Origin of the sequence: Nostoc sp. (assembly GCF_036917355.1) — a bacterium.
Taxonomy (GTDB): Bacteria; Cyanobacteriota; Cyanobacteriia; order Cyanobacteriales; family Nostocaceae; genus Nostoc.
This window is the reverse complement of the sequence record NZ_JBALDP010000086.1, coordinates 36,427-50,638: the sequence shown is the minus strand read 5'-3', so window position 1 is coordinate 50,638 and position 14,212 is coordinate 36,427. Positions and strand designations below refer to the sequence as shown.

Annotated in this window: 12 protein-coding genes; 4 read left to right on the top strand and 8 right to left on the bottom strand. The window is 39.8% G+C overall.

Features of this window, described 5'->3' with window-relative positions; genetic code table 11:
• Position 1: 1 nt before the first annotated feature.
• From V7K53_RS27365 to V7K53_RS27345, 5 genes are all read right to left on the bottom strand, one after another.
• A complete protein-coding gene (locus V7K53_RS27365) occupies positions 2 to 961 on the bottom strand; it encodes a glycosyltransferase family 10 domain-containing protein (RefSeq protein WP_335200642.1) in 960 nt (319 codons plus the stop codon).
• A gap of 31 nt (positions 962 to 992) precedes the next feature.
• Complete coding sequence (locus V7K53_RS27360; RefSeq protein WP_335200641.1) at positions 993 to 2,210, bottom strand: glycosyltransferase family 4 protein; 1,218 nt, start codon at positions 2,208 to 2,210, stop codon at positions 993 to 995.
• A 68-nt stretch (positions 2,211 to 2,278) separates the two neighbouring features.
• Positions 2,279 to 4,519 carry an ATP-binding cassette domain-containing protein gene (locus V7K53_RS27355; protein ID WP_335200640.1) on the bottom strand — a complete coding sequence of 747 codons (2,241 nt, stop codon included), beginning with the start codon at positions 4,517 to 4,519 and terminating at the stop codon, positions 2,279 to 2,281.
• 41 nt (positions 4,520 to 4,560) lie between these two features.
• Positions 4,561 to 5,724 (bottom strand): glycosyltransferase family 4 protein, encoded by a 1,164-nt coding sequence (locus tag V7K53_RS27350; RefSeq protein WP_334896027.1) that lies wholly within the window; start codon positions 5,722 to 5,724, stop codon positions 4,561 to 4,563.
• Between the two features lie 122 nt (positions 5,725 to 5,846).
• A complete protein-coding gene (locus V7K53_RS27345; RefSeq protein ID WP_335200639.1) occupies positions 5,847 to 7,211 on the bottom strand; it encodes a glycosyltransferase in 1,365 nt (454 codons plus the stop codon).
• A gap of 426 nt (positions 7,212 to 7,637) precedes the next feature.
• Here V7K53_RS27345 and gloB point away from each other — a divergent pair, with 426 nt between their 5' ends.
• The 4 genes from gloB (at position 7,638) to V7K53_RS27325 (ending at position 12,287) form a co-directional block, all read left to right on the top strand.
• Positions 7,638 to 8,411 (top strand): hydroxyacylglutathione hydrolase, encoded by a 774-nt coding sequence (gloB, locus tag V7K53_RS27340; RefSeq protein WP_335200638.1) that lies wholly within the window; start codon positions 7,638 to 7,640, stop codon positions 8,409 to 8,411.
• Positions 8,412 to 8,786: 375 nt separating this feature from the next.
• On the top strand, positions 8,787 to 9,245 hold the full coding sequence (gene rplI / locus V7K53_RS27335; RefSeq protein ID WP_094352304.1) for a 50S ribosomal protein L9: 459 nt from the start codon (positions 8,787 to 8,789) through the stop codon (positions 9,243 to 9,245).
• 150 nt (positions 9,246 to 9,395) lie between these two features.
• Positions 9,396 to 12,044, top strand: a complete 2,649-nt coding sequence (locus tag V7K53_RS27330; protein ID WP_335200637.1) for a replicative DNA helicase — start codon at positions 9,396 to 9,398, stop codon at positions 12,042 to 12,044.
• Positions 12,045 to 12,068: 24 nt separating this feature from the next.
• Positions 12,069 to 12,287 (top strand): hypothetical protein, encoded by a 219-nt coding sequence (locus tag V7K53_RS27325; protein WP_335200636.1) that lies wholly within the window; start codon positions 12,069 to 12,071, stop codon positions 12,285 to 12,287.
• 185 nt (positions 12,288 to 12,472) lie between these two features.
• Here the strand turns inward: V7K53_RS27325 and V7K53_RS27320 are convergent, their stop codons facing one another.
• The 3 genes from V7K53_RS27320 to V7K53_RS27310 all read right to left on the bottom strand — a co-directional run bounded on the left by V7K53_RS27320 (position 12,473) and on the right by V7K53_RS27310 (position 14,147).
• Positions 12,473 to 12,994, bottom strand: coding sequence for an FKBP-type peptidyl-prolyl cis-trans isomerase (locus tag V7K53_RS27320; RefSeq protein WP_335200635.1), 522 nt, complete (start codon positions 12,992 to 12,994; stop codon positions 12,473 to 12,475).
• Positions 12,995 to 13,072: 78 nt separating this feature from the next.
• Positions 13,073 to 13,396, bottom strand: a complete 324-nt coding sequence (locus tag V7K53_RS27315) for a phasin family protein (RefSeq protein ID WP_094352173.1) — start codon at positions 13,394 to 13,396, stop codon at positions 13,073 to 13,075.
• Positions 13,397 to 13,736: 340 nt separating this feature from the next.
• On the bottom strand, positions 13,737 to 14,147 hold the full coding sequence (locus V7K53_RS27310; protein WP_335200634.1) for a 2TM domain-containing protein: 411 nt from the start codon (positions 14,145 to 14,147) through the stop codon (positions 13,737 to 13,739).
• Between the last annotated feature and the right edge of the window lie 65 nt (positions 14,148 to 14,212).

Genomic DNA, 14,212 nt, shown 5'->3' with positions numbered 1-14,212 from the left:
TTTATGAGTGTTTCTCAACAAAGTTTGATAACCAGTTAAGCAGGTTTAATTTGTGTAAAATGATTTGACGTGCTTCTGCGATCGCATCTTTGGCAGCATACCAAGCATCAGGTGTAGCTGTCACTTCTTGGATGTACGCAATGCCTTTTTCATCTAAACTGGGCAACCGCAAAAAACTACCCGGTGGCAATAATTTATCAGCAGCCGGGCCACCATAGTAAATTGGTAAACACCAAGCAAGTAAACTATCCCAAAGTTTCTCACTCACATACCAATTATTATCAGCATAGTTTTCAATTGCCAAATTGTAATAATATGGTGCCATGCCATACCATTTGTTACCTAGTTCTCCCGAACTGTTTGCCCATTCTGGTAAGTTACGCCCATACAAATCAAACTTCATGCCACTAGATTGTAAAGATTGTAAAAAATCTAAACGCTGGCGATGGTTGGCTGTGCGGCTAATTCCCGAAGTAATCCAACTACATGGGGCAACTTTTGGGGGCGGTGGCATTTCATTTAAATCTTGAAATGAATTTGAGTGATACCAAATAGCAGGCATATAGTCAGGAATGGGAGCAAAATCATCGGGGCCAGAAACGTAGCCGCAATACTTCTGGGCTTCTTGATAATTATGATTAGTTATTTTTACAACCTCATCTAAAGGCGGTTCTCTAAGCAAATAAATAATCCGCTCTTTGTTGACACCACGCAGTAGAGATTCAACATTTACTACTGGTTTTTGCTGCTGTTTGCGAAAATTATCTAACCAAGATTTTTGCGGCGATGGTTGAGGAAAATCAAATTGGTATAGCAACATAAAATCTGGCTTTTGCGCCATTTTCAACATTTGCATATTCTTCCAAACACCAAAGTAGTGCGGAGTTTGTTGCCATAACCAATCTTTGTTTTTAGCCAGACCTGAATAGCTGCTAATCATGCCAACAGTTTTAATAGTCATAAATCGTATTTATTCGGTTATTTTTGTACCGTTACCCTAAAATTGGTGGACGTTGATCTTCTTCTACGTAGCTTAATATTTTGGTAATTCTATTCTCCCAAGAAAATTGCTGGGCAAAATCTATACTAGCTGCATAACCCTCTATTTTTCTCGGATAAGTTTCTAAAGTATGTTGAATAGATTGGGCAAGTTTATGCGGGTTATCTGGTGTACACCAACTGGCAATCAAAGGTGATGCTTTGAATTCCATTAAAGGTGGAATCTCAGTTGCAACTATAGGAGTGCCAGCAGCCATATACTGAAAAAACTTAACTGGATTCGTGAAATCTGCTGATTTTCCAGCGCAGTGAGGATGAACCAAAATATCAGCTGCTTGAAACAAGCTGACTAATCGTTCTCGTGGAAGTATCCAGCCTAAGAATTTAACGTTTTCGACATTTTTATCTCTGGCTATTTGTTGATATGCTTGTACTTGTGCTTCTGTTCCTCCTGTGATGATAAACTGAATTTCTGGCAATTCTTTAGCAGAATCAATTAAGAGATCGACTCCTTTGAAAGGATACAAAGCGCCGGAATAGACAACTAAATGCTTCCGTCCATTTATAAGCAATTCTTGCCGCCAATTTTCGGCTTCTTCGGGCTGTCTGATTGAAAATGATTGATTGAATCCGTTATGTAGCCAAACTACTTTTTCCGGTGGCATTCCGTTTTCTATTAGACTTTGCCGGATGGGTTCTGACTGAGTTATGGCTATTTTAAAATAGGGACTGTGGATGATATCTTGTTCAAATTTTCGATCTTGAAAGTAGTGACGTTCATAGATTGTAGGAACTTTATTTTTGACTGCGGCTTTCACAAAGTTCCAATCTCGCGTGTGGACAACTTTAGTATGAGGTAGGATATGAACTGGTAAATAATATTTGGTTACTACTGTACTGGAATTGGTAAATTTACCACCGATTCGATCGATAGGCCAAGGCATTGGCAATGCTGCAACTTTGAGCTTTTCTTGCACATCGTAAAATTCGATAAATTCTCTTCCAGGTTTTTTGGGTTGATAAGGATAAATTAATGATAGAAGATTAACAGAATAATTTTTTTTATCTTGATAAATTAAAACTGATGAGTAGCCTAAGTTAGCTGCGGCGTTGGCACAAAGAACATCATGAATTTCGTGTGCTGTATCCGGCTTTAATGATAGCTCTCCTGTGTAAAAAATATATTGATTTTTCTTTGAAGAATTTATCATTTTTTTTGGGGATGATAGGTTTTTAAAGATTGTGGTATAAGTATTTTTGTTCCTGACATTAACTAAAATTAAATTTTATTTTCAAAAATTTTTAATATATCTAATAGGTAAATAGCAGATTGATAAGATTCTGCAATTAATAGATTTTGTTTTTGGGGTTCGGATTCTAATTTATCGACTAGCAAGTGCAGAGAGCTAATCAGAGGATAGAGACGCGTGCGAAACTCATCTGAGATATGACTAAAGTTTTGATACTGGTTATGTTCATCTTGATTTTGGTCTATATCTGACGATAACTGCCAGTTAATTTTCAGGTTAACTACATCGCTGAAGAGATCGATGGCATTGAGAACTCTTAAGGCTGAGTTGTATGATTGGTCAATTAATTCCTGGCGTTCTTGAGAATTGTCTACTAGATCGTCAACTAATAGTCCCAGGAAACCAATCATTGAATTAAGCCTTGTACGCAGTTCGTGAGAAATGCGGTTAAAGCTAGGATTAGTTTTGGTGGAAACTTCAGTCTGATCGGCAAATTGCATTGAGTAGAGGCGTGAGTAGTAACCACCTTTTTGTAAAAGTGCTTCATGGGTTCCCACTTCTACCACCTGTCCTTGATCTAAAACGGCAATTTGATCGGCTTTTTGGACTGTGGAAAGGCGGTGAGCAATTACCAGGGTTGTGCGATCGCGACTGAGATCGTCGAGTGCAGCTTGTACTAAGCGTTCGGAAACGGTATCTAAAGCGCTGGTGGCTTCATCTAAAATCAAAATTTCTGGATTTTGCAGCAGGGCACGAGCGATCGCTAATCTTTGCCTTTGTCCACCAGATAACATGACGCCGCGATCGCCAATTTGGCTGTCTAATCCTTGAGGTAATTTATCAATAAATTCATAAGCATTTGCTCGTTTGGCTGCTGAGATAATTTCATCTTCTGTAGCTTCAGGTCTTCCATAAGCAATGTTATTTCGCACCGAGTCATTAAAGAGAAATGTATCTTGACTGACAATTCCCATGTGTGTTCTGAGAGATTTGATATCAAAATCACGCAGGTCGGTGCCATCGATAGAGATACTGCCAGATGTCGGATCGTAAAATCTGGGTAAGAGGTCAGCCAAGGTGGATTTACCAGCACCAGAACCACCTACCAAAGCGAGAGTTGTAGCACGGGGTAAAAATAAACTTACATCTTTCAGTACTAATTTTTCATGACTAGGGTAGGCAAAGGTAAGTGAATTGAAACGTATTCCTTCTTTTAATTCTGTGTATATAATATTACCGTTTTTCATAAACGGCTTGCGATCGCGACTTAAAAAATCACTCACTATTTCTACGCTAGTAGCACTATTGGCAAAGCTACTACGAAGACTATTTAACTGAGAGACCAAAGGCAGCAGTCGCAGTAATACTAATAAATATGTTAGTAGTACCGTTGAAATGAAAGAAACCTGGTTGGCAAAAAAAGTTTTACTCAAGAATACAATCAGAAGTAAAGCTACTACTCCCATTACCTCACTTATCGGCCCGATCGCTTGTGAGTTTACCTGAGATTGAAAATCTGCTTTTTCGCGATCGCGGATTAATTTGGTAATCTTTTGATATTCTCTGTCTTCATTAGCGGTTGACTTTACCAAACGAATTCCATTCAATGTTTCTAAAACACTGATGGAATAAGATGTAGACATTTCTGATAGTTGTTGACCAAATTTTTTCGCTCTACTAATTGTGTATTGATTGATTAATGTTATAAAACCCAATAAAATTGTTGCTGCGATTGTTAGCTGCCAAGAAATTGCTAATAATAAACCAACGAAAACTAAAATTGTAATTATTAAAATAATTAAATTGATAATACTCCCGATAGCGCTAGACGTGCGGGCAGTTTCCGAACCAAGGCGATTAATAATATCGCCTACTTTCGTTTTTGAATAATAGTCTATATCAATATCTAGCAATAACTCTAAGCTAGCTTCGCGAATATCCGCATTTAATTTCCGAGTGAAAACACTCGATGTTAAAATACTAAAATAACTAGATAAGTTTTTTAATAAAATTATAAATATAATTGTTCCAGCCATTCCCAAATTCCGATAATTTTCGGGAAGATTATCAAATGGGAACATCACAGCTTTCAGAATCGGAGGAAAACCAGTTAAATCTACTGGTTGTCCAACAATTCTCAAAATTACTGGCACAATCAAAGTCACACCGACACCATTAAATAAAGCACCAGAAAATCCCAACAGCATTGTTAGGACAATTAAACCTGGATAGGGTTTGGCGAATCTTAGTATTAGTTTTCTGGTAGACATTGGGTATTTTTATGCCAATTTAACTTAATTATTAATATTATTCACAACTGAGCAATTACTGACTTGAGCGTAGAAGCCATAGCCTCTATGCTATAGTGTTCGACACATCTTTCTCTTGCCTTGATACCTTTCTGGCTTGCTGACTCTAAATTCTGAAAAATCAATTGAATTTGTTCAGCAATTTGCTCAGGACAACCAGGCTCGACTAAATAACCAGTATCACCTAAAAGTTGGGGAATATCTCCAACGCGTGTTGATAATACAGGTTTAGCCATTGCCATCCCATCTGTCAACTTCAAGGGAAATTGAGCGCGAGTTTCTGGAGTATCTCGCTGGGGAACAACTACAATGTGAGCAGCTGCTACCAAGTCAGGCATAACGTCAGCTGGATACTTAGGTAATTTGATAATCCAACGTCCCCACTTTTGTTGAAGTTGTTTATCATAATCATCATAAGGACTACCACCTACAATTACTAGTCTCAAGTCTGGTTGATTAAGTTTATCGAGCGCGATGAGAACATCTTCTAAACCTTTATAAGGTCTTGGCGCACCGGGAAACATTAAAATCCGATATTCAGATAAACCATAACGATTCCTACTGGACTCAGCATCATATTTAGCGGGATCGAATAAGGAAACATCTTTGCCATTCGGAACAAATGTACCACCAAAACGCTGCTGCAAGAATTTAGTATGCACTGTCACAGCATCAGCGTGACTTACCAAACCTTCCATCCATTTGACATATAAAGTATGATGAGGATTTTTGAGTGCGCCCTGTGGTTTCAATAAGTCCCTAGCTAATTCTTTGGGTGTAGGATGATAATGCCAGTTATCACCGCCATGCCAGCTGAGTTCCCAATCATCTATGTCTAAAATTAATGGCTTTCTAGTGAATATTTTCCTTAATAGTCCAACTCCAAAACTTGCTATTTGGGGTTTGATAGCATAAATTATATCGCCATTTATTTTTGGTAAAAATTTTTGAATTTCTCCAAAAAACTCTGGAAAGTCTTTGCCTGGTAAGTTATAAACGTTGAATTCGGATGGTAAATTTAAATAGAAGTTCTTTCCAAATAAAAAACCCATAATTTCAACTTCATATCCTAACTGATTGAGAGCTTTTGCTATCAAGTATGCACGCAAAATCGCTGCACTTGATAAATCTGAAACCAACAAGGATATTTTAGAAAATTTTCTCACTATTTTTATACTTATTTTTATTTAATTTTCCCAGGATTTGTCAGCTGTTGCTAAATCTGCAAATATTAATTTAATTTGTTTTGTCGGAGTCGGAGCAACTAAAGAAATTAGTTGTCAATCCATCAAGATACAAAATTTTTCTGAGGAATTTTTAAGATTTCATGGTAAAGTGCCAACATCTCTGAAGCAACAGTATCCATTGTACGTACTGGTTGGATACCTTGACGTAATTTAGCTAGTAAATCGGCGTCTTTGGCTAAAGTTGCGATCGCTTCTGCCCATGCTTGGACATCTTTGGCTGGAACCAACCAACCATCAATGCCGTGACGGACTAACTCCGCAATCCCTCCTAAATTTGAACCAAGTACGGGAATGCCCATAGCTTGCGCTTCTAAAGCAACTATGGGCCCAGTTTCTAACCACTGCGACGGTATTGCTAGTATATCGAAACCGGCTAATGCGTCTGGTACTGCTTCGCGTGAAAGTGGTTCAGCAATCCGAATCCGGCGATCGCGAGCAGCGATCGCCATAACTTTTTCCCGATTGGCAGCACCGTATTTTCCCGGATGAGTAGCATGAAGAATTAACTCTACAGGTAGATCGTTTGGTAGACTATGTACCGCTTCTACTAAAACTTGTACCCCTTTAGTTTCTTGCCAGCGGCCTAAAAAGCCGATTTTTAATGTAGAGTTTTGTAGTTTGTTTGGTGTTACTTCACGTTTGAAAGTGTTAGCAACACCTTGTCGAGAGACAGTAAGTTTTTCGGGAGGAACATTGTTTGCAACAAAAGCATTGTATTGCCAATTACTCGTTACAACAATGCGATCGGCTAGTTTTGCTAGTTGCATCAAATTGCGTCTATGTTGAGACACTAGGGTAGGAATACCAAGAGTTTTACCAAGTAGACGCAGCTTGAAATTTTTAGAGGTAAGTAATTTTGTTTCTGCTGCGATGCCAACATCCAAGGGAACTTGACTAAAAGCTTTGAGCATCCAAGGCGATACTTGTTTTGCTACTCCCAAACACTGACTACAATTAACAGAATCAATCAACCCATTGCAAGGTTCTTCACCCCAGCGCATCATCGTACCACGCAGACATATAGGCTCAGGTATGTGGACGGTGACTACAGTAGCCATCCCTAACTGGCGGGCGAGAGCCAGATGATGTAAACCGCAGTCAAATCGCCATGAATGTTGATGGTATACATCGGCTCGATTGTTTTCTAGCCAATTAGCAAAATTTTTAAAGCCGCCGTGGGGTAGCTGTTTGTGTACCTGTATCTTGCTGGGGTTGGGAAAAACAGGATAACGATAAACTGAGATGCCATTGTATTCGTAGGCATCTTCTTCTGTACCTTGTTTAGGAGCAGCAACAATACTTTCTAGTCCATGTACTTGTAAGCCATGCAGTAGTGAATCTAAGTATACTTCAGCACCGGCCGATGTCTCTGGAAAATACCAGCTAGTTGTATGGATTAGCTTCATTTATGAACCTGCAAAGAAAAAATTGGAAAGCTCATCTTTTTTTACCATGATTAATTGCTATATCTGTCGTTATTAACATCTATCTTTTATAAATAACCCAAAGTTAATCTATAAGATTCCGTATTATCCGTATTAATAGTTAGTATGTACAAATAAAAAATTTTCGATGACTGATTTGGTATTTTTGAGTAAAAAAGACAATTTAGGACAAAAAGAACAGAATAAATCTAACTTAGCTTTTACACTTCTTCCCAGAGAAATTTTACTGATATACCCAAATCATAATTTATAGTTACTTATCATATTTTTAAGTATTATTACGGTTGTGTACTATCATAGTATTTATGGACTTTCTCAACTTTTTCTCACTGAGATATTTAAGATTGCTGATAAATTCCAAAGTACTTACTTGAAAGGGAGATATTAATGCAAGTAATCAGGCTTGAGGCACTCTCAGATAATTACATATTTTTGCTAGTAGATCGCCAGCAACAAATTGCTGCGGTTGTCGATCCAGCAGAGGCTGAACCAGTACTAAAGCAACTTGCACAGTTAAAAGTTGAGTTGGTAGCGATTTTCAACACACACCACCACAATGACCATGTAGGTGGCAATCAGCAATTAATAGAACACTTCCCGCAACTAACAGTCTACGGTGGCGTCGAAGATCGCGGGCGAATTCCCGGACAGCAGGTGTTTTTGGAACAAGGCGATCGCGTCCAGTTTGCAGATCGCATAGCTGAAGTTATTTTTGTTCCCGGACATACCCGCGCTCACATCGCTTACTACTTTCCCCCCGAAAAAGCTGGTGAGACAGGCGATTTATTTTGCGGCGATACCTTATTTTCTGGCGGTTGCGGTCGCTTATTTGAAGGAACACCAACTCAAATGGTTGATTCTTTAAGCAAACTGCGCTCTTTACCAGATAATACACGTATCTGGTGTGCCCACGAATACACTTTAGGAAATCTGCAATTTGCCCTTACTGTGGATGGAGACAATGCCGACTTACAAAAACGCTTCAATGAAGTGAAAACTTATCGTAGTCGAGGAGAAGCTACAATACCCTCGCTGCTGGGAATGGAGAAGCGAACCAATCCCTTTTTACGTTGGGATCAGCCATCATTACAATCAACCGTTAAAGGTAGTGATGGAGTGCAAACCTTTGCGCGGATACGGGAAATGAAAAATAACTTTTAGATATTGGGCATTAGGCATTGATTATTCTCCCCTGCTCCCTTGGTCACTGAGCGTAGCCGAAGTGCTGCTCCCCTGCTCCCCCATTCCTCCAACTTTCTAGCGCTAATAGTTGCGATCGCACCCTTCCTTTCGCTAGGATCTGTAAGCTTTAGGGTATGGGCAAAGCTACTTGGGACAATATACTCATTTCAGTAGTTCTAAGTTCTGAAAAAACACTAGTTATTCAGGACTCTTTACTCAGCACTAGCTCAACGCCCTGCGACAGCTAACAGCACTGGCTCAACGCCCCGCTACAGCTAACAGCACTGTTTTAGTGAGCTATGCTGCTCAAACCCACCCAAATTAATCATAATTTTACCGGAAAAACGAAAAACGATGGCGAAACGCGTGCAGTTAGTTTTAAATCAGGATATCAGCAAGCTGGGAAAATCTGGCGACTTAGTGGAAGTAGCTCCTGGCTACGCTCGTAACTATCTGATTCCCCAGAAATTGGCAACCAATGCCACTCCTGGTATTCTCAAGCAAGTAGAACGCCGTCGCGAGCAAGAGCGTCAACGGCAATTAGAACTCAGACAACAAGCTCTTGAGCAAAAAGAATCTTTAGAAAAAGTTGGCAGCTTGACAATTGCCAAGCCAGTTGGTGAAAACGAAGCAATTTTCGGTACTATCACCACCCAAGATGTTGTAGATGCAATTAAGGCAGCCACCGGTCAAGAAATCGATCGGCGTGGAATTACTATCCCCGATATTAACCACCTTGGTACTTATCAAGCCGAAATTAAGCTGCATTCAGAAGTAGCGGCGCAAGTTGATATTCAAGTAGTCGCTAGCTAACTCAGGAGAGCGACAAAGGGACGCAAAGATGTAGGGTAGGGATGAGGATCGAGGAGCTAACTCCTGTACAGACGCGATTAATCGCGTCTCTAATCCTACACAGACGCGATTAATCGTGTCTCTAGCAAAATCTCAAAACTAAAATCGTTTATGGCTGAAGAATTGAGTTTTCAAGGCGATAGTAGCGATGCCTACGGCGGCAAGCTACGCCTCCCACCACAAAATATTGAGGCGGAAGAAGCGATTTTGGGGGGTATTTTGCTAGATCCAGAAGCGATTAGTCGAGTTAGCGATCGCCTTCTTCCTGAAGCTTTTTACATTAGCGCTCACAAAGATATTTATCAAGCCGCTGTGAGGCTCCACACCCAAGGTAAACCCACAGACTTACTCTCAGTCACAAGTTGGCTAACTGACCATGAAATGCTTGCCCGCATTGGTGGTAGAAATAAATTAGCAACTCTGGTAGACCGTACAGTGTCAGCCGTTAACATCGACGCCTTAGCAGGGTTAGTGATGGAAAAATACCTGCGGCGACAGTTAATTAAAGCTGGCAATGAAATTGTACATCTTGGTTACGAAACAGAAACCGAGTTACCACAGGTTTTAGATCAAGCAGAACAGAAAGTTTTCGGCGTTACTCAAGAGCGCCCCCAATCGGGTTTAGTTCACATTTCTGATACTCTAATTAATAATTTCCAGGATATTGAAGATAGAAATCAGGGCATCGCCTTACCTGGAATTCCCTGCGGATTTTACGATTTAGATGCCATGACTAGCGGCTTTCAGCGTTCTGATTTGATTATTGTTGCTGGCAGGCCATCAATGGGGAAAACAGCATTTTGCTTAAACCTTGCTCATAATATCGCCGCTTCTTATAAATTACCAGTTGCTGTTTTCAGCTTGGAAATGTCCAAAGAGCAACTGACGCAACGTTTATTAGCTAGTGAAGCGCAAATTGAAAGTAGTTATTTGCGAACTGGGCGTCTGAGTCAAACGCAGTGGGAACCTTTAAGCCGTGCTATTGGTATCCTTTCCGAGATGCCAATTTATATTGATGACACGCCGAATATTACAGTTACACAAATGCGTAGTCAGTCAAGAAGACTGCAAGCTGAAATTGGAACTGAATTAGGATTAATCGTAATAGATTACCTGCAATTGATGGAAGGAGCAGGTGATAATCGCGTACAAGAATTATCAAAAATTACGCGTCAACTCAAAGGTTTAGCGCGGGAATTATCTGTACCAGTAATTGCTTTATCTCAGTTGAGTCGCGGGGTAGAAGCGCGTACTAACAAACGTCCGATGTTGTCAGATTTGAGAGAATCAGGTTGTTTGGCAGGTGATACTTTGGTAACATTAGCTCCAGGCGGAGTGCAAGTACCAATTAAGGAATTAGCAGGTAAATCTGGTTTTGCAGTTTGGGCATTGAACGAAGCTACAATGCAGGTAGAAAAAGCAATTGTTAGCAATGCTTTTTCCACTGGTGTAAAGCCTCTGTTTACTTTAACAACTCGATTGGGGCGAAAAATCCGTGCTACAGGTAATCACAAGTTTTTAACAATTAATGGCTGGAAAAGACTTGATGAATTAACTCCTAAACAACATCTATGTTTACCAAGACATCTCCCTAGTTATGGTAAACAAAGCATGACTTATGCGGAAGTTGCATTATTAGGACATTTAATTGGCGACGGTTGTACATTGCCATGTCATGCCATACAGTACACTACCAGAGAGATAGATTTAGCTCAGAATGTTGCTTTCTTGGCAACAGAAGTTTTTGGAGATTCAATTGTTCCTAGAATTTCACCTGAACGTAGGTGGTATCAAGTTTACTTATCCGCAGCACAGAATCTAACTCATCGTGTAAAAAATCCAATAGCCAAATGGCTAGACTCTCTCGGTGTTTTTGGTTTAAAGTCTTATGAAAAATTTGTACCTCAAGAATTGTTCTCGCAACCGCAAGAGTTAATAGCGTGCTTTCTAAGACACCTTTGGAGTACAGATGGTTGTATCAACTTAATTGCAGGAAAAAAGCCAAGACCTATTGCATTTTATGCAAGCAGTAGCGAGAGACTAGCTTTTGATGTACAGACACTTTTATTAAGGCTTGGTATTAATGCAACACTAAGGAAAGTTCCTCAAGTTGGCAAAGGTAGAAACCAATATCATGTAACAATCACTGGCAAGCCTGACCTTGAGTTATTCATTCAAAACGTTGGAGCAGTAGGAGAATATAAGCTAAGTTCATTGGAAAAAATTGCTGAACACCTTGAAAAGTGTATTCATAACACTAACAGAGATATAATTCCCAAAGATGTTTGGAAAACACAGGTTGTACCTGCAATGCAATCTGTTGGCTTGACCACACGGCTATTACATTCCTCCATTGGAACATCCTATTGTGGCTCTACCCTTTATAAAGTAAATTTAAGTCGAGAAAGAGCTTTAAAAGTCGGCAACGTTGTTCAATCATATAAACTGATCGCTCTTGCCAAAAGTGATGTTTATTGGGACGAGATACTTTCAATTGAATATAGTGGTGAGGAAGAAGTCTTTGATTTGACTGTTCCAGGTTTGCATAATTTTATTGCAAACAATATCATCGTCCACAACTCAATAGAACAAGATGCCGATTTAGTAATCATGTTGTACCGCGATGAATATTACTCTCCCGATACTCCCGATCGCGGCATTGCAGAAGTAATTATAGCTAAACATCGCAACGGGCCTACAGGTACTGCGAAACTTTTGTTTAATCCACAATTTACAAAGTTTCAAAATTTGAAAATTTAGTCAGACCAAATAATTATTTGAGCAATGAATGAGCCTGATTTACTCATTAATGATGTCTTTTTGCCAAATAGCCATTCTCTATTTAATAGTCTTGTATCCATAATTAACTGGGATGAGCGTATACAGGCACGAAAAACAGCTAGCTTTGGTTCACCATATAACTACTCATACTGGAAGCATGGAATTCTCAAGCAACCAGAAACATTCGGGCGTATCAGTCTGACTTTTAGGTTGTTGGTATAGTTGCGGCAGTCCGATTAAAGTTACAGATACTTTTTCTCATCTTTTCTAACTATACTTCTGTCCCATCTGTAGTCTGAAATACCTAATTTATCTGATAGGGTATTGGGCATTCAGAACAGAGAGAATAGAAACTTATGTTAATAACTCCTCCTTGTTTCCAGTACCCAATCCCTAGTCCCCAGTCCCTATTTAACTCCCAACAATTCCACTTCAAAAATTAGAGTGGCATTGGGTGGAATCACGCCACCAGCACCACGAGCGCCGTAGCCTAACTCAGATGGGATGATTAACTTACGAAGACCGCCTACTTTCATAGTGCTAAGTCCTTCATCCCAACCTTTGATTACCTGTCCAGCACCGATTTTAAAGCTGAAGGGCTGTCCGCGATCGCGTGAACTATCAAACTGAGTACCATCTTCTAGAGTACCAACATAGTGAACTTCAACCGTTTGTCCAGGTTTAGGAGTCGCACCAGTCCCCTCTTTTAACTCCACATACTTTAATCCAGAGGGAGTGGTTACGGCATTAGCATCAGACATAGTATTACTCGCAATTAAGATATTGTTTTCAGTTACAGTTGTGGAGGCTGGCGGCGTTTGGGTTAACTCGGCAGCAATGGCAGTATTCTGTTTACTGCTTACTTGCCCTACAACCAAAAGCACAACACACACCAGCATGAAGGCCACGCTGAGGAAAATTGGTTTCAAAATCAGTTCTCCTTACTTAGGTATCCTGGCAAAAAGATTACCAACAGGACACATTTAGTTTAAATCACAAAGGACATTCTAACGCCAAAGCTTATTTTCTAAATCGCGCAATTGCCGCTCTAAACGGTCAATTCTACCCCTCAGCTCGTCCACTTCTGACTGGCGAGCCACCCCCAAATCCTGCATCATATTTCGCATTTGCCGTTGCATTTGCACATCGAAGTTTCCCTGCTCCGACTTTAACTGCTGGGCAATATCATCTATTACTGCCTTGGCTTGCTCAGGATTGAGCTTACCGTCTTTAACTAAATCATCGCTGACTTGCCGCAGTTTTTCTGCGACTATAGACGTTGTGCCAAGACCCACCATCATTAGCTGTTGCAACCAGTTGTTATTGTCCATATTCCCTTCCTTTTATCTTATTAACCAGCCGACCCTTGCTCCTGAGTTTAGGCAATCAAGCTTCTTAAAGCGTAGTTATTCTAGCCTACAGCTCTATTTTGGCAAATTGGCAAGCACAAGGATAAGGATCAAAGGGCGTGATTATACAACTCCTCAAGTTTAAGGTTGCCCAAATTTATCTATTTTGCGATGTCACAGGCAATTCCCTATAAATTACAAAGCTCACACTCACCCCTTCCGGTGAATGTGAGTATTTCATGGGAAGATTTTATCTAGAAGCAGGCACAAATTTAGACAACAGCGATCGCTAAATATCCCAGATTTATCGTTAAAGGGGAAGTTAAATTTGTGTACGCCATTTCTGAAAAGCGATCTCGTAATCCTCTGATTTACTCTGATAAACACTCCACCAATGAAAAAATAATCCTAACCCCCATCCTAATATTGGGAAAATAGCCCAAAAATAACTAGGACTAGTGATTAAATTTAAAAGAATGAGGAATAAATTCACCGCTAGAAAAGAAACAAAGTGTGTCCAAAAGGCTCTGCGTCGGAAAGTATTAAATGTGTGTCGTAAACGTTCCTCTTCTTGTTGAGCCAACCACTTTTGTTCTGTTGTTTCCAAAATGTTAGAAGAAATACCTAACTCAGATGCCATTTCTAAAAGCTGTTCTCGTGAAAATTCACCTTTGTCTTTACGAGTGAGTGCTTTTTGCAGGATTTGTTCTACATCTTCGGAATCGTAAGTCATTTTAATTACCTTATAAGTTTGTGTGTAAATGCGCCTTTGATTTCACGAAATTATCGATCGGCTTC

What these genes read in the sequence shown, in the direction of transcription:
- V7K53_RS27365 (WP_335200642.1), bottom strand. Translation starts at nt 961, where the DNA reads ATGACTATTAAAACTGTTGGCATGATTAGCAGCTATTCAGGTCTGGCT.
- V7K53_RS27360 (WP_335200641.1), bottom strand. Translation starts at nt 2,210, where the DNA reads ATGATAAATTCTTCAAAGAAAAATCAATATATTTTTTACACAGGAGAG.
- V7K53_RS27355 (WP_335200640.1), bottom strand. Translation starts at nt 4,519, where the DNA reads ATGTCTACCAGAAAACTAATACTAAGATTCGCCAAACCCTATCCAGGT.
- V7K53_RS27345 (WP_335200639.1), bottom strand. Translation starts at nt 7,211, where the DNA reads ATGAAGCTAATCCATACAACTAGCTGGTATTTTCCAGAGACATCGGCC.
- gloB (WP_335200638.1), top strand. Translation starts at nt 7,638, where the DNA reads ATGCAAGTAATCAGGCTTGAGGCACTCTCAGATAATTACATATTTTTG.
- rplI (WP_094352304.1), top strand. Translation starts at nt 8,787, where the DNA reads ATGGCGAAACGCGTGCAGTTAGTTTTAAATCAGGATATCAGCAAGCTG.
- V7K53_RS27330 (WP_335200637.1), top strand. Translation starts at nt 9,396, where the DNA reads ATGGCTGAAGAATTGAGTTTTCAAGGCGATAGTAGCGATGCCTACGGC.
- V7K53_RS27325 (WP_335200636.1), top strand. Translation starts at nt 12,069, where the DNA reads ATGAATGAGCCTGATTTACTCATTAATGATGTCTTTTTGCCAAATAGC.
- V7K53_RS27315 (WP_094352173.1), bottom strand. Translation starts at nt 13,396, where the DNA reads ATGGACAATAACAACTGGTTGCAACAGCTAATGATGGTGGGTCTTGGC.
- V7K53_RS27310 (WP_335200634.1), bottom strand. Translation starts at nt 14,147, where the DNA reads ATGACTTACGATTCCGAAGATGTAGAACAAATCCTGCAAAAAGCACTC.